Consider the following 14,207-nt stretch of genomic DNA (forward strand, 5'->3'; position numbering starts at 1 on the left):
TATCAGGGTTTGCGCCAATACTACTGCAAAGCAGTCGGAGATTCAGCGGCCGCTGGCTTTGACGACAACTGCAGTGGGGGCTTTTCGTCGGCCACCACCGCCAGGGGGCACATCTGGCCGGTGATCATGGCGCCCTGGTGCATCTCCAGCGCCTTGTAGTGCACATTGCCCGTGATGCGCGCCTTGGGCTGCAGCTCCAGCAACTCGGCCGCATGCACCGGCCCGGTCACCGTGCCGTTGACGATCACATGGTCGGCATGCACGGCGCCCTCGACCCGGGCGGTTTCCGAGATCACCAGGATGCTGGGCTGCTCGGTGCCCGAGCGGATGTCGCCCACCACCTCGCCATCGATGCGCATCCCCTCGCCGAACAGCACATTGCCGTCGATGCGGGTGCCATGGGCCACCAGGCTCTTGATCGGGGGCTGCTTCTTGCGGGAAAACATGGGTCAGGGCTCCTGGGTCAGGGGATCGCGGCCGGCCTCAGCCACCGGGCCGCGGCAGGCCGCCACCCGCATCTGTGAAAAATTGGCAAGGCACCTTGGCCGGCCAGCCACCGCTACTCAGCAGCCAGCGCCATGGTCTGGGAGGTGCGCAGCGTGCTGCCATCCAGCACCCGCGCGGTCACGGTTTTTACCACGGCATCGGGCGGCAGGGTCAACATTCCCTCCAGGCGCCGGTACTGGCGCAATTGCAGGGGCGCACTCTGGGGAAAGGTCTGGGTCCATGGCTTGCCGTCCTGCGTGCCCGCCAGCACCAGTTCCAGCTTGCCATTGAATTCCGTTGCATTGCGGGCCGCCTGGATCAGCAGCACCTGCCAGCGCACCTGCATGCCGCCCACGATTTCGGCATGCAGGCCACGGATGGCCACGCCTTCGGTGGAGCCCGCAGGAATGAGCCGCTCGAAGAACCCGAGGTCCTCGCGCAGCGTGCGGTTCTCGGCCTCGAGCTGCCGCACCTGGGCCATCAGGGTCTGCAAGGTGGCCCGGTCGGCCGTGAGGATGCTCTCGGCGGTCTGCGAGACGGCATGCTGGCGCTGCGTCTCCTCGACCAGCCGTGCCACCTCGCCACGCAGGCGCACCAGTTCTTCGCGCGCGCCGGAATCGAGCCCTGCAATGGACTTGCCGAATTCGAAGGCCCACAGGGCCACGGCGGCACACAGCCCGAAGACCACGGCCAGCATCAGCCAGCGCACCGGCCAGGGCATGGCGCTGCGGATGGCCACGCGGGGGGCGCTGATGGTCAGCCGGCGGCGAAGAAGTCGCAAACGCATGGAAGAAAAGAAACCGATGGCTCAAAAACGAAGAGAGCGCACCATAAACGAAAAAACCGCCCGAAGGCGGTTTTTTTGCAGGGCGACCCGAGCTTAACGCTTGGAGAACTGCTTGGCGCGGCGTGCGGAGTGCAGACCGACCTTCTTGCGTTCCACTTCGCGGGCATCGCGCGTCACGAAGCCGGCTTGGCTCAGTGCGGGCTTGAGCGTCGCGTCGTAGTCGATCAGGGCGCGGGTGATGCCGTGGCGGGCAGCGCCGGCCTGGCCGGATTCACCACCACCGTGCACGTTGATCTGGATGTCGAAGGTTTCGACATGGTTGGTCAGCGCGAGCGGCTGCTTGGCGATCATGATCGAGGTTTCGCGGCCGAAGTAGGACTGGATGTCCTTGCCGTTCACCGTGATCTTGCCAGTGCCTTTTTTCAGAAACACGCGGGCGACGCTGGACTTGCGACGGCCGGTGCCATTGTTCCATTCACCAATCATCTCAAGGCTCCTTAGATTTCCAGCGCCTTGGGCTGCTGGGCGGTGTGGGGATGCTCAGCACCGCCATACACCTTGAGTTTCTTGATCATTGCGTAGCCCAGGGGACCCTTGGGCAGCATGCCCTTGACGGCCTTCTCCAGCGCGCGGCCGGGGTGCTTGGCTTGCATGTCGCGGAAGTTCGTGGCCGTGATGCCGCCGGGATAACCCGAGTGGCGGTAGTACACCTTGTCCAGGGACTTGGTGCCGGTGACCTTGAGCTGGGCGGCGTTGATGATGACGATGAAGTCACCGGTATCGACGTGAGGCGTGTAAATGGCCTTGTGTTTGCCGCGCAAACGGAGAGCAACTTCGCTGGCTACTCGTCCGAGGACCTTGTCGGTCGCGTCAATCACAAACCACTCGTGCACGACCTCAGCGGGCTTGGCGCTGAAAGTAGTAGTCATGAGTTTTCTCTTATGAAGAGGGTTTGGCGGGTCCTTTTCCACGGTCGGTGCTTCTCTGAGGGAAGCCTCTTAGGTGGCATGAAATTCCTCGCCGCGGGACCACAAGGCGCTGCGAAGCCCTCGATTATACGAATTACCGGGCATTCAGCGCAAGCACCGCACTACCACGGCCCCTGCCAGGGGTCCCAGGGCCGGCCTGACCCTCAGGGCGACTGGCGGCGGCGCGCCTCTTCCGCCTCGTAGCGGCGCTTGTTCTCCACGCAAATGGGTGTTGCCGCCTGGGAAGGCTTCTGGCATTCGTTATGGATGCACATGGGGCGCCCCAGGAAGCTGGAGTCGGCGCACACCTCCTGCGGCGACGGCACGCGCACCGGCGCGGGGCGCGGGCGCTCCACCGGCGGCGGCGGGGGGGGCGGTGGGGCCGGCTCCTCGTGGACCACGACGGGCGCGGGTGCCGGCTCGGAGGCCACCACGCGCTTCGGCTTGGGTGCGGGCTTGGCCACCACGGCCGCCGACGCGGCATCGGCCGCACCCGAAGTGGCGGCCAGGGGGGCGCTGGCCATGTCGGATGCCGGCTCCGCTGGCGGCGCCAGAACGGCCACCGCCTCGGAGGCCGCGGGTGCGGGCTCCGCCATCTCGGTGATGATGTCGTCTGCCGGGGCGGCCTTCTGGCCGGGACCCTGCGTCCACCAGACTCCGGCGGCGGCCACGGCCAGCCCGGCGGCGCCCAGCGCCAGCCATACCGGCATCCGGTTCGGCGAACGCCCGGCACGCGCCGCCAGGGCGGCCGCGGCGCGCTCGGACTCCGTCAACGCGGCGCGCACCCGGCCGGCAGCGCCGCTGGCCTCACCGCGACCATGGCGCGCCGACTTGCGATCATGGTCGGCAGTCACCATGGCCTGGGTGTCGGCAGGGTCCATGAAGACGGTGTCTGCCACGCCCCTCTGGACCGTGTCGGGGTATCCCTCGACAGCAGCGTCTGCGCCTGCTGCCTCGAGCGCCTTGTTGGTCTGAACCGCAATTTCAGCCACGATGGCCGGTGCTGCCGTGACATCCACCGTCGGGGTCAGCAGGCCAGGGCCGGGCTGGTCGGCCGGCTCCACCCAGATATCACCCAGGTCGGCGCGAAAGTCGAAATGGTCCACGCCCTCCGGTGGGGTGGTCATCTCCATCAGCTGCAGGAAGGCATCGATGCTCTGGGGCCGGTCTTCCGGCTGCAGCGACAGCGCCTGCGAGACCGCGGCCACGAAGGCCGGCGAGTACTCGACGCCCAGCTGCTTCTTGACGGTCTTGGCCACGCGCGAGAACGGCACCATGCGGTCCTTGATGGAGCGCAGGGTGGCTGGCAGGGGCGTGTCGTTGCACAGGCAGCCATGCATCACGGCCGCCAGCGAGTACAGGTCGCTCCAGGGACCCTGGCGCAGATCATCGTCGCCTTCGGAATACTGCTCGATGGGCGCGTAGTTCACCTTGAGCACCGCCGTGTGCTTGTGGTCCTTGTCGTTGATCGCATGGCGCGCCGCGCCCAGGTCCAGCAGCACCGGCGGCCCGTTGTCCTGCAGGACGATGTTGTCGGGCGAGCTGTCCCGGTGCAGCGTCTTGCCGTCGTGCAGCACGCGCAGCGCACCCAGCACCGACCACAGCAGCTTGCGCAGCCACTCCTCGGGCGGTGGCGTACGCATCTGGGCGCGCGCCTGCTTGAAGGTCATGCCCGTGTACAGCGGCATGACCATGTAGGCGGTGTTGTTGGCCTCCCAGAAGCGGAACACCTTGACCAGCGAGGGGTGGTCGAACTGGGCCAGCAGGCGGGCCTCGCCCACAAAGGATTCAAGGCCGGCGTGGAAGGTCTGCTGGTCGGACGAGGAACGCACCCACAGCGACTGGCCCTGGGCGCGCCCGGCCAGCGCCGAAGGCATGTACTCCTTAATGGCCACCGCCCGGTGCAGCGAATGGTCGAAGGCCTTGTAGACCATGCCGAAGCCGCCCACCCCGAGCAGCGCCAGGATCTCGAATTCGGCCAGCCGCGTCCCGGGCGGCAGCGCATCGACATGGCTGACGGCACTGGCAGGAGCAGGGCGAGAGGTTTCGGTCATGGTGCAAAAAGACTGGCGGGAGAGGCCGCCGTGAGAGCGGTCAGGAAACTGCTGCGAGGGGCCGCCCAGCGGCCCACCAGCGATCATGATGCATGACAGCCGGTGGCGTTGAAACAAAAAGCCACATATCTGCCAAAAACGTCACGCAGGATCCTCCCAGCACGCAATTCTGCCCTGTACTGCATTGTCCATGCCACCTGTGGCGGCTGAAAGACCCGATTGACGGCGAATGCGCGGTCTGTTGGGGCGATGACCCTGGAAATATCGGCCCGGGCGCTGACAATCGTTACCATTGGGGCATGTTCAGTTACCGCCACGCCTTCCATGCAGGCAACCACGCCGACGTGCTCAAGCACACGGTGCTGATTGCCACCCTGCAGCACCTTACCGAGAAAGACGCGGCCCTGGCCGTGCTGGACACCCATGCAGGCGCAGGCCTGTACCGGCTCGATGGCGACTACGCCAACACCAGCGCCGAATCGGCCGACGGCATTGCCCGGCTGGTCGCGCCCGATGTGCCTGCGCTCAAGCCTGCCTTGCAGGCCTACGTGGACCTGGTGCGCGCCTTCAACCAGGGCGCAGCCACGCGCGTCTACCCCGGTTCGCCCTTCATCATCCAGCGCCTGCTGCGCGACCACGACAAGCTCAAGCTGTTCGAGCTGCACCCCACCGATCTGCGCGCCCTGGCAGGCAACGTGGCCCAGCTGGAGGCCGGCCGCCAGGTGGCGGTGCTGCACGAGGACGGGTTCGAGGGCATCCGGAAATTCCTGCCCCCGCCGTCGCGGCGCGCCCTGGTGCTGTGCGACCCCAGCTACGAGATGAAGAACGACTACGGCAAGGTGCTCGACATGGCGGCGGATTCGCTCAAGCGATTTGCCACGGGCACCTATGCCTTCTGGTACCCGATCATCCCGCGCCCCGAAGCCCATGACCTGCCGCGCCGCCTCAAGACCCTGGCCACCAAGGCCGGCAAGGGCTGGCTGCATGCCACGCTGACCGTCAAGTCCAGCAAGATGACCGAAACCGCCAGCGGCGAGACCAAGCGCCCCGGCCTGCCGGCCAGCGGCATGTTCCTGATCAACCCGCCCTTCACGCTCAAGGCGGCGCTCAAGGACGCCTTGCCCCAGATGGCGGAACTGCTGGCGCAAGACCGCAACGCCACGCACACGCTGGAGTCCGGCGGATAGACGGCCAGGGCTCAGGGGGCACGCAGCAGGCGCGGCGGGCCCATACCCGCACGGCTGCGGCGGCTGCTGGCCGCTGGCGCCTGTGCTTCCTGGGCCGCAGGCAGGGAAAAGCGCTGCGGGAGATTGTCGATGGGAACCGGTGGGCAGGTGACGGCATCGCCTCCCACGGGGAATACATCCACCGGCTTGAGCCCCCCTTGCACCCCCAGGGCCAGGGCCGCGCCGCGGCTCAGGTCCACGATGCGGTTGGCCACGTGCGGGCCGCGGTCGTTGACCCGCACCACCACGCCCTTGCCGGTTTCCCGGTCGCGCACGCAGATGCGGGTGCCAAAGGCCAGCGTACGGTGCGCCGCCGTCATGGCATTCATGTCGAACAGCTCGCCGCTGGCCGTGCGGCGCCGGTGAAAGCGCTGGCCGTACCACGAGGCCAGGCCCGTTTCCAGCGGGCCCTCGTCCGCACCGGGGGCGTCATCATCGTCATCATCCATGTCCGCAGCCTCCGCCGACAGGCTGGGGCGGGACAGTCCCGGCGACCCCGCAGTCACGGGGCGCAAGGGCAGGGTCTCGGCCGGGTCCGGCGGCACCCGCAGCTCGCTGCCCGTGGCGCCATCCAGGCGCAAACCGGCTTCTTCGCCCCACGCGGCCGGCCACCCCAGCAGGCAGGCCAGCAGCGCACAGGCGGCTCCTCGCAAAAAGTCAGCGCTTGCAGCGCGCAAGAAACGCCTCTTCAAAACGCTTGAGGTCGGCCCGCTCTCCCTCGGTGAGATCGGTGCGGGCCTTCTTGGTGTTCAGGATGCGCTGCGATTCGGCACACTGCTGGGCCTGGCGGGCGTCCTGCTGGCGCGCCAAGTCGGCCGCAGCCTGGGCAGAGCGCTCCTCTTCGCGGCGCTGGCGGTCACCGGCACGGCGCTCGTCGTACATGCGGTTCGACGCATCGCGCTCCTCCTGGGCGCAGTCGCGGCGGTACTCGTTGCGCATGCCCTGCACCACGTCGGCCGCGATCTTGCGCGAATAGGCATTGCGGATGTTTTCATCCAGCGAGCGGCAGCGCCCACTCATGTAGCTGTAGTGGTCCGGCACCTCGGGGGCGGTGCGCACCACCGTGGTGGAACGGGAAGGCTGGCTGTACGAGTACGAAGGTGTGACAGGGGCCACCTCCACCGTCCGGGTGGTGGTACCACTGGGACATGGCCGCGACAGGGCATAGTCATTCCCATAGGCATCGCGGCAGTGGTAGCGCGTCTGCGCCCCCACACCCGACGCACCCAGTCCACCCAGCAGGGCCAGCATCACGGCAAATACAACCTTCATGGCGCACCAGAAAAATGAAACAAAGGGTGTGAATATTACCGTTTGGGCCTGGCTACAGGACCAGCCGGCGGCAAATTTCGAGGGTGGCGGCGCTCTGGTTCATGGTGTAGAAGTGCAGTGCGGGCACGCCCTCGCTGCGCAGCCGGTCGCACAGGTCCGTCACCACATCGAGGCCAAAGGCCTTGATGCTCGCCGTGTCGTCGCCGAAGGCCTGCAGGCGCAGGCGGATCCAGCGCGGGATCTCGGCACCGCAGGCGTCCGAGAAGCGCATCAGTTGGGTGGAACTGGTGATCGGCATGATGCCGGGCACCACCGGGATGCCGGCGCCCAGGGCCTGTACGTCGTCCACGAAGCGGAAATAGGAGTCCGCGTTGTAGAAATACTGGGTGATGGCCGCGTCCGCGCCCGCCTGCACCTTGGCCAGGTAGGCCCGGAGGTCGGACTCGGGCGAGCGCGCCTGCGGATGCACCTCGGGGTAGGCGGCCACTTCGATGTGGAAGTCGCGCCCGGTCTCGGCCCGGATGAAGGCCACCAGGTCGCTGGCGTACTGGAATTCGCCGCCCGCGCCATAGCCGCTGGGCAGGTCACCGCGCAGGGCCACCAAGCGCTTGACGCCCATGGCCTTGAGCTGGCCCAGCTGCTCGCGCACCGACGCGCGCGTGGCACCGATGCACGAGAAGTGCGAGGCGGCGGGCACACCCTCGGCCAGGATCTCGCGCACGGTACCGAAGGTGCCGTCCTGGGTGGACCCACCCGCGCCATAGGTCACCGAGCAGAACTCGGGGTTCAGCGCATACAGCTGCTGGCGTTCGGCGCGCAGCTTGTCGGCACCGGCCGGCGTCTTGGGGGGAAAGAATTCGAGGCTCACCGGGAAGCCGGTGGCCTGCGCCTTGGCTGCATTCATGCGGCCCTCCTTGCAAATACAAAGAATTCGCGGTTGCCGTCGCCCCCGCTGATGGGGCTGTCCAGCCAGGCCAGCACGCCAAGGCCCAAGCCGGCACAGCAGTCGCGGATGCGCTGCTCGACCACCGCGTACAGGGACTCATCGCGCACGATGCCGCCCTTGCCCACCTGGCCGGGCTGCAATTCGAACTGCGGCTTGACCAGCATCAGCAGGTTGCTGCCGGGCTTCATCAGCGGCACCAGCGCGGGCAGCACGAGCGTGAGCGAGATGAAGGACAGATCGCCCGTGACCAGGTCGAACGCGGGCGTGATGTCCACGCCTTCGCGCCCGGCCCTGCGGCGGCGCTCCTTGGGCACAGTGCCTTCGGCCCGCGCACGCGCCTTGGCGGCACGCTCGGCCTTGAAGGACTCCACATCCTGCTCCCTGGCATCGTCGCTGTCGTCGTATTCATCACCCACCTCACCGCCATTGCGCATCCACGCATAGGGCGCGACGGGCTGGGTGTCGTTGTCGTCGATGTCCGTTTCCACGTATTCGGACAAGGCTTCCTCGCAGGCTTCCTGCAGCGATTGGGCCGTCATGGCGCGGGCATTGAGCCCTTCGACGCCCACCACGCGCAGGTCATTGCGCAGCCGCTCGTGCAGCTGTCCCTGGCCCACATCCACGCCGATCACCTGGGCCGCGCCCTGCTGCAGAAGGCAGTCGGTGAATCCCCCGGTGCTCTGGCCCACGTCCAGGCAGCGCAATCCATCTACCGACAGCTTCGTGGCCGCGAGCGCGCCCTCGAGCTTGAGGCCGCCGCGCGAGATGTACTTCGCCTCGGCCCCGTCGAGCAGCCGCACCTCGGCCACCGACGGGATGTCGTCCCCGTTCTTGGCCACCTTCTGCCAGGGCGCCAGCGGCGAAAGGCGCCACTCCACCCCGGCCGCGATCAGGCGCTGCGCCTGCGAGCGCGTGGCCGCATGGCCGGATTCCACCAAAAAAACATCTGCGCGCATACTTCACTCTCTCACCCGAGGGCAATGGATTTCAAGGCCTCGAAGGCAGGAATGCTTTCGCCGCGACCGGCACCCCTCCCTTGAGGGAAGGAGCGCCTGCGGCGACAGCCGATCAGTAGCGGTAGGTGTCAGGCTTGTAAGGGCCTTGCTTGGACACGCCGATGTAGGCGGCCTGTTCGTCGGACAGTTCGGTCAGCATGGCGCCGACCTTCTTCAGGTGCAGGCGTGCGACCTTTTCGTCCAGGTGCTTGGGCAGCACGTAGACCTGGCCGTTCTCGTAGCGGTCCTTGTGCATGAACAGCTCGATCTGGGCAATGGTCTGGTTGGCGAACGAGCTGGACATCACGAAGCTGGGGTGGCCCGTGCCGCAGCCCAGGTTCACCAGGCGGCCCTTGGCCAGCAGGATGATGCGCTTGCCGTCCGGGAAGATCACGTGGTCCACCTGGGGCTTGATCTCTTCCCACTGGTACTGCTCGAGCGTGGCGACCTGGATTTCGTTGTCGAAGTGGCCGATGTTGCAGACGATGGCCTGGTCCTTCATGGCCTTCATGTGCTCGTGGGTGATCACGTCCTTGTTGCCGGTGGTGGTCACGAAGATGTCGGCCTTGTCGGCGGCATATTCCATGGTCACGACCTTGTAGCCTTCCATCGCGGCCTGCAGGGCGTTGATGGGGTCGATCTCGGTCACCCAGACCTGGGCCGACAGCGCACGCAAGGCCTGGGCGCTGCCCTTGCCCACGTCGCCGTAGCCGGCCACGCAGGCCACCTTGCCGGCGATCATCACGTCGGTGGCACGCTTGATGCCGTCCACCAGCGACTCGCGGCAGCCGTACAGGTTGTCGAACTTGCTCTTGGTCACCGAGTCGTTCACGTTGATCGCGCGGAACAGCAGCGTGCCCTTGGCCGACATTTCCTTCAGGCGGTGCACTCCGGTGGTGGTTTCTTCGGTCACGCCGATGATCTGGGCGCTCTTGCGGGTGTACCAGGTCGGGTCCACGGCCAGCTTGGCCTTGATGGAGGCGTACAGGCAGGTCTCTTCTTCGCTGGTGGGGTTGTCGAGCAGCGATGCGTCCTTCTCGGCGCGCTGGCCCAGGTGCATCAGCAGCGTGGCGTCGCCACCGTCGTCCAGGATCAGGTTGGGGCCTTCGCCTTCGCTGCCGGCGGGGCCGAAGTCGAAGATGCGGTGGGTGTAGTCCCAGTACTCGGCCAGGGTTTCACCCTTGACGGCGAACACGGGCGTGCCGTTGGACGCGATGGCCGCGGCAGCATGGTCCTGCGTGGAGAAGATGTTGCAAGCTGCCCAGCGCACCTGGGCGCCCAGGGCCTGCAGCGTCTCGATCAGCACGGCGGTCTGGATCGTCATGTGCAGGCTGCCGGTGATGCGGGCGCCCTTGAGCGCCTGCTGGGGTGCGAATTCCTCGCGGATGGCCATCAGGCCGGGCATCTCGGTTTCGGCGATGCGGATTTCCTTGCGGCCCCAGGCGGCCAGGCCGATGTCGGCAATGATGCAGTCGGTATTGACCGGGGCGTCGACGCGTGCGTTCATGATGGTGTGCTCCAAAGCATGTTTGAAAAGCCACTTGCCGCGCGGGGATGAGACGGAAGGCTCACCACACGAGAAGTGGATGAGCGTCGTTGCTAGATGACTCCGAGCCTCACGCCCCGCCAGTGCTGGGGACGCTGCAACGCTCCTCGGATGCGCGCATTATAAGTAAAAGCATCCGGCATGCCACCGCTACAGCGTGACGACATGGCCCAGCTGCGGGTCGATGCGCCCGGCATGCAGGTCCTCCACCAGCGCCTGCGCGGCGGCAAAGCCCGCATGTTCCTGCACCCGCATCCAGGGCTGGCGGGCGTCGCTGATGCGTTCGATGAAGGCGCGCTGCGCGGCGTTGAACTTCTGGTTCACCAGCTCCGGCCCCCAGTCGGCATTGCGTTTCTTGATCTGCACCGGCGCGAAGTAGAACGCGGGGGCCGGCCCGGGCAAGGCGGTATCGCGCAGGAAATGCGTGTTCTGCGCCGAGCCCGCATAGCAGTCATAGACCAGCGCATCGGCCAAGTGGTGGTGCACGCGTGCGCGCAGGTCCTCGTCGCCCGAGAAGTCCACGTACAGCGTGGGCACATCCGTGCCGAGCGCCTCCAGTTCGCCATAGGCCACCGTGCGCTCGTAGCACCCCAGGCCCTGCACGAAGGCGCTGTTGCGTGGCGAGGTGAGGGCCACCCGCTCGATGCCCTCCTGCCCCTGCAGGCAGAACGCCGTACCGAAGGCCGTCTTGCTCGACGCGCTGGAGAACACCAGGCGCCGCGCGCCAAAGAACGCGTTGTCCGACAGAAAGTCCGCCAGCATGAACGAGGTGATGAACAAGGGCCGCACCAGCATCTGCCAGTTCTCGTCTTCGGCGCGGTAGGCCGGGTCTGCGCTGCAGCGCGTGTACTGGTTGTAGGCCGAGGTCAGGCCCTGGCGGTGCTCCGCGCCATCGTAGAAGCCGCGCGCCGTCACGCGCACGGGCTGCATGCGCAAATGGCTGGCAATCGGCCAGTAGCCATAGAAGCGCTCGCCCACGACCACGCCCTCCACGTCGGATGCCACCACCTCGGCAAAGCCCCACACCGGCATGTGGCCCCAGCCCGCTGCGCCGGTGGGGAAGAAATCCCAGTAGCGCATGGCATCGCCGAAGGCCGCATAGGTGATGTTGTTGGTGGTCACGGCCACGCGGTCCACGCGCAGAATGGCCTCGCCGGGCTGCAGCGGCACCAGGGGCGACTGCTCGGTGCGGGTGTGATTCAATGCATTCTTGTCGGTCAACAGGCGGGTCAGCATGGTCATGGTGTATCTCCGGTACGGTGGTGAAAAAGTGCTGCGGTCACTTTATGGCGCCCGGCCCGAGAGCGGGTTCGGAAACCGATGAAGGCCCCGCCCGCCAGCGCCGCCGCAGCCGCCAGGCCCCTGAAACGGCCGCACCAGGCCCGCGCACGCTTCACCGTGCAGGCCATCTACGACGCCTTTGTTCGGATTTGGCAGCGCGACGGCTGGGAGAAACTCACCACGTGCAACGTCGCGCTGGAGACCGGCATCGCGGTGGGCACGCTCTACGACTACTTCCCCAACAAGACGGCCCTGCTCTCGGGTTATGTGCGCCACTGCATCGAAGCGCTGCTCGCTGCCATCGAGCGCGAGGCCGTGCAGCCCGCCGGCCTGCCCTGGGAGCAGCGCATCCACCACCTGGTGCGCCTGTTGTGCGGGGTGGATGCGCCCGAGCTGCCCCCCTTCCACCCCGACATGCTGGCGCTGGAAGGCGCCATGGCCGAGCCGCACCACCACCTGCGCGTGCACGAGGAACTGGCCGCCGCCTGGGGCCGGGTGATGGCCGCCTGCACCGACCTGCCCCACCCACCAGGGCCGGAGCTGGCACAGGCGCTGCACCTGTCTGCATGGGGCGGGCGGCGCTATGCCCTGCTGCTGCAACTGGGCCCGGACGGGATGCGGCAATGGGCCCGGGGCGTGGAAACGCTGTGCTGCGCGGCCCTGCGCCCGCCGCGCTGAGCTTGTCACCTGCGCGGCTGCCGGCCCCGGCCGCCCGCTCCACACTGGCGCCCTCACAGCAGAAGGAGCATTTCCCATGGACCCGAAGGACAAGGTCATCATCGTCACCGGCGGCGCCAGCGGCATCGGCCGCAGCATGGCGCGGCGCTTTGCCGCCGAGGGCGCGCGCGCCGTGGTCGTGGCCGACCTGCACCTGGAGCCGGCCCAGGCCGTGGCCGACGAGATCGGCGGCCTGGCCGTGCGCTGCGATGTCTCGCGCGAGGCCGACATAAAGGCCCTGGTGGCCACCACGCGCGAGCAGTACGGCCGTGTGGACGCTTACCTCTCCAACGCCGGCATCCTGGGCCGGCCGGGCGGCATCGAGCTCGAAGACCCGCTGTGGGACGCGATGTGGAACATCCACGGCATGGCCCATGTCTGGGCCGCGCGCGCCGTGGTGCCCGAGATGGTGGAGCGCGGCGAGGGCTTCTTCCTCGTCACCGCCTCGGCCGCCGGGCTGCTGACCATCGTCGAATCCGCGCCCTATGCCGTGACCAAGCATGCGGCCGTGGCCTTTGCCGAGTGGCTGCGCATCGCTTATGGCCGCAAGGGCGTGGGCGTGGCCTGCCTGTGCCCGCAGTCGGTGCAGACCGCCATGGTCACGGGCGATGGCGGCTCGGCCTCGCACGACGGCATCCTGCCGCCCGAGCAGGTCGCAGGCGACGTGCTGGCCGCCATGCAGGACGGGCGCTTCCTGGTGCTGCCCCACCCCGAGGTGGCCCAGTACTTCCGCAACAAGGGCCAGGACTACGAGCGCTGGCTGGGCGGCATGCAGAAGATGTACGCACGCCACGCACAAGAACAATGACTCCCCCTGAGTCGCTTCGCGCCATCCCCCTGAGGGGACGCCCCCGGTGCGGCGGGGCGGCTCTTGCACGGGGGCGCTGGCTTGGGCTGCGCCAGTTTCACCGGTCGCGCGTCGTACCAAGCGCGGTGGAGCAATTGAGATACGGCCGCAGAGGGGGCCGGGTCGCGAGCCCGGTAAAATCGGCATATCCGGGCGCGTGAGCGCCTGCCGCGCCGACTGCCGCAGGCCCTTGCCGCAGCGAGCTGCCCACCCCCTTCCCTGGAATTCCCTGTGTCCTACGCCCCCGAAACCCGGCGCCGCCGCACCTTTGCCATCATTTCCCACCCCGACGCGGGCAAGACCACGCTGACCGAAAAGCTGCTGCTGTTCTCGGGCGCGATCCAGATCGCCGGCGCGGTCAAGGGCCGCAAGGCCAGCCGCCATGCCACCTCGGACTGGATGGAGATCGAAAAGCAGCGCGGCATCTCGGTGGCCTCGTCGGTGATGCAGATGCTGTACCGCGAGCACGTAATCAACCTGCTCGACACGCCCGGCCACAAGGACTTCTCGGAAGACACCTACCGCGTGCTCACCGCCGTGGACTCGGCACTCATGGTGATCGACGCGGCCAACGGTGTAGAAGCGCAGACGCGCCGCCTGATCGAGGTCTGCCGCCAGCGCGATACGCCCATCATCACCTTCGTGAACAAGATGGACCGCGAAGTGCGCGACCCGCTGGACATCATGGACGAGGTGGAGCGCGAGCTGGGCATGCCCTGCTGCCCCATGACCTGGCCGGTGGGCCAGGGCAAAGCCTTCGGCGGCATCATCAACCTGCGCACGAAGACCATGACGGTGTTCGAATCCGGCAGCGAGCGCCGGCCGCAGGACTTCGAGACCATGCCGCTGTCGGACCGCGCCGCGCTGCAGGCCCGCTTCGGCCCCGAGTTCGACACCGCCATGGACAGCATGGAGCTGGCCACCGGCGCCTCGCCGGCCTGGGACCACGAAGCCTTCCTGGCCGGCAAGCAGACGCCGGTGTTCTTCGGCTCGGGCGTCAACAACTTCGGCGTGATGGAGGTGCTGGACGCACTCGTGGACCTGGCCCCCGCCCCGCAGCCGCGCACGAGCACGGTGCTGGT

The 14,207-nt window shown here is 67.4% G+C and carries 15 protein-coding genes and 1 riboswitch; of the genes, 4 read left to right on the top strand and 11 right to left on the bottom strand.

The genetic code is table 11. From position 1 onward, the window contains the following. Window positions 1-20: 20 nt before the first annotated feature. The 5 genes from ACK59X_RS25855 to ACK59X_RS25875 form a co-directional block, all read right to left on the bottom strand. Window positions 21-446, bottom strand: a complete 426-nt coding sequence (locus tag ACK59X_RS25855) for a polymer-forming cytoskeletal protein (protein ID WP_409961339.1) — start codon at window positions 444-446, stop codon at window positions 21-23. Window positions 447-559: 113 nt separating this feature from the next. Next, a complete protein-coding gene (locus ACK59X_RS25860) occupies window positions 560-1,273 on the bottom strand; it encodes a DUF6776 family protein (RefSeq protein WP_409961341.1) in 714 nt (237 codons plus the stop codon). Between the two features lie 93 nt (window positions 1,274-1,366). Next, window positions 1,367-1,759, bottom strand: a complete 393-nt coding sequence (gene rpsI / locus ACK59X_RS25865) for a 30S ribosomal protein S9 (protein ID WP_007856955.1) — start codon at window positions 1,757-1,759, stop codon at window positions 1,367-1,369. Between the two features lie 11 nt (window positions 1,760-1,770). Beyond that, window positions 1,771-2,202 carry a 50S ribosomal protein L13 gene (gene rplM, locus ACK59X_RS25870; RefSeq protein WP_056414298.1) on the bottom strand — a complete coding sequence of 144 codons (432 nt, stop codon included), beginning with the start codon at window positions 2,200-2,202 and terminating at the stop codon, window positions 1,771-1,773. Window positions 2,203-2,405: 203 nt separating this feature from the next. After that, window positions 2,406-4,295, bottom strand: a complete 1,890-nt coding sequence (locus tag ACK59X_RS25875) for a serine/threonine protein kinase (RefSeq protein WP_409961343.1) — start codon at window positions 4,293-4,295, stop codon at window positions 2,406-2,408. Between the two features lie 299 nt (window positions 4,296-4,594). Here ACK59X_RS25875 and ACK59X_RS25880 point away from each other — a divergent pair, with 299 nt between their 5' ends. After that, complete coding sequence (locus ACK59X_RS25880) at window positions 4,595-5,482, top strand: 23S rRNA (adenine(2030)-N(6))-methyltransferase RlmJ (RefSeq protein WP_409961345.1); 888 nt, start codon at window positions 4,595-4,597, stop codon at window positions 5,480-5,482. A gap of 11 nt (window positions 5,483-5,493) precedes the next feature. Here ACK59X_RS25880 and ACK59X_RS25885 read toward each other — a convergent pair whose 3' ends face one another. The 6 genes from ACK59X_RS25885 to ACK59X_RS25910 all read right to left on the bottom strand — a co-directional run bounded on the left by ACK59X_RS25885 (window position 5,494) and on the right by ACK59X_RS25910 (window position 11,522). Beyond that, the gene (locus ACK59X_RS25885) at window positions 5,494-6,198 is read right to left on the bottom strand and encodes a septal ring lytic transglycosylase RlpA family protein (protein ID WP_409961346.1); all 705 of its coding nucleotides are present in this window, start codon (window positions 6,196-6,198) and stop codon (window positions 5,494-5,496) included. Continuing rightward, the gene (locus ACK59X_RS25890; RefSeq protein WP_409961348.1) at window positions 6,179-6,793 is read right to left on the bottom strand and encodes a hypothetical protein; all 615 of its coding nucleotides are present in this window, start codon (window positions 6,791-6,793) and stop codon (window positions 6,179-6,181) included. The genes ACK59X_RS25885 and ACK59X_RS25890 overlap by 20 nt, the downstream gene beginning before the upstream one ends. A 52-nt stretch (window positions 6,794-6,845) precedes the next feature. Next, entirely contained in the window at window positions 6,846-7,697 is an 852-nt protein-coding gene (metF, locus tag ACK59X_RS25895; protein ID WP_409961350.1) for a methylenetetrahydrofolate reductase [NAD(P)H], read from the bottom strand. Continuing rightward, a complete protein-coding gene (locus tag ACK59X_RS25900) occupies window positions 7,694-8,695 on the bottom strand; it encodes a TlyA family RNA methyltransferase (protein ID WP_409961352.1) in 1,002 nt (333 codons plus the stop codon). Before ACK59X_RS25900 ends, metF begins: the two co-directional genes overlap by 4 nt. 112 nt (window positions 8,696-8,807) lie before the next feature. Then, window positions 8,808-10,241, bottom strand: a complete 1,434-nt coding sequence (ahcY, locus tag ACK59X_RS25905; protein ID WP_409961354.1) for an adenosylhomocysteinase — start codon at window positions 10,239-10,241, stop codon at window positions 8,808-8,810. Between the two features lie 74 nt (window positions 10,242-10,315). Continuing rightward, window positions 10,316-10,394: riboswitch (S-adenosyl-L-homocysteine riboswitch) on the bottom strand. A 36-nt stretch (window positions 10,395-10,430) separates the two neighbouring features. Next, entirely contained in the window at window positions 10,431-11,522 is a 1,092-nt protein-coding gene (locus tag ACK59X_RS25910) for a DUF2855 family protein (RefSeq protein ID WP_409961356.1), read from the bottom strand. A 78-nt stretch (window positions 11,523-11,600) separates the two neighbouring features. On the opposite strand from ACK59X_RS25910, the gene ACK59X_RS25915 reads away from it, so the two are divergent. The 3 genes from ACK59X_RS25915 to ACK59X_RS25925 form a co-directional block, all read left to right on the top strand. Beyond that, window positions 11,601-12,239, top strand: a complete 639-nt coding sequence (locus tag ACK59X_RS25915) for a TetR/AcrR family transcriptional regulator (protein WP_409961358.1) — start codon at window positions 11,601-11,603, stop codon at window positions 12,237-12,239. 76 nt (window positions 12,240-12,315) lie between these two features. Continuing rightward, window positions 12,316-13,086: an SDR family oxidoreductase gene (locus ACK59X_RS25920; protein ID WP_409961359.1), complete on the top strand. Its 771-nt coding sequence runs from the start codon at window positions 12,316-12,318 to the stop codon at window positions 13,084-13,086. Window positions 13,087-13,356: 270 nt separating this feature from the next. After that, a partial coding sequence (locus tag ACK59X_RS25925; RefSeq protein ID WP_409961360.1) for a GTP-binding protein occupies window positions 13,357-14,207 on the top strand: 851 nt, incomplete at its 3' end.

It is taken from the genome of Acidovorax sp., assembly GCF_046339755.1.
In the GTDB taxonomy this organism is placed as follows: Bacteria; Pseudomonadota; Gammaproteobacteria; order Burkholderiales; family Burkholderiaceae_C; genus Acidovorax.

Excerpts from the sequence above, each read along its gene's own strand:
- ACK59X_RS25920 (WP_409961359.1), top strand. The coding sequence starts at position 12,316 with ATGGACCCGAAGGACAAGGTCATCATCGTCACCGGCGGCGCCAGCGGC.
- ACK59X_RS25875 (WP_409961343.1), bottom strand. The coding sequence starts at position 4,295 with ATGACCGAAACCTCTCGCCCTGCTCCTGCCAGTGCCGTCAGCCATGTC.
- ACK59X_RS25860 (WP_409961341.1), bottom strand. The coding sequence starts at position 1,273 with ATGCGTTTGCGACTTCTTCGCCGCCGGCTGACCATCAGCGCCCCCCGC.
- rplM (WP_056414298.1), bottom strand. The coding sequence starts at position 2,202 with ATGACTACTACTTTCAGCGCCAAGCCCGCTGAGGTCGTGCACGAGTGG.
- ACK59X_RS25855 (WP_409961339.1), bottom strand. The coding sequence starts at position 446 with ATGTTTTCCCGCAAGAAGCAGCCCCCGATCAAGAGCCTGGTGGCCCAT.
- ACK59X_RS25890 (WP_409961348.1), bottom strand. The coding sequence starts at position 6,793 with ATGAAGGTTGTATTTGCCGTGATGCTGGCCCTGCTGGGTGGACTGGGT.
- ACK59X_RS25900 (WP_409961352.1), bottom strand. The coding sequence starts at position 8,695 with ATGCGCGCAGATGTTTTTTTGGTGGAATCCGGCCATGCGGCCACGCGC.
- ACK59X_RS25910 (WP_409961356.1), bottom strand. The coding sequence starts at position 11,522 with ATGACCATGCTGACCCGCCTGTTGACCGACAAGAATGCATTGAATCAC.
- ACK59X_RS25915 (WP_409961358.1), top strand. The coding sequence starts at position 11,601 with ATGAAGGCCCCGCCCGCCAGCGCCGCCGCAGCCGCCAGGCCCCTGAAA.
- ahcY (WP_409961354.1), bottom strand. The coding sequence starts at position 10,241 with ATGAACGCACGCGTCGACGCCCCGGTCAATACCGACTGCATCATTGCC.
- rpsI (WP_007856955.1), bottom strand. The coding sequence starts at position 1,759 with ATGATTGGTGAATGGAACAATGGCACCGGCCGTCGCAAGTCCAGCGTC.
- ACK59X_RS25880 (WP_409961345.1), top strand. The coding sequence starts at position 4,595 with ATGTTCAGTTACCGCCACGCCTTCCATGCAGGCAACCACGCCGACGTG.
- metF (WP_409961350.1), bottom strand. The coding sequence starts at position 7,697 with ATGAATGCAGCCAAGGCGCAGGCCACCGGCTTCCCGGTGAGCCTCGAA.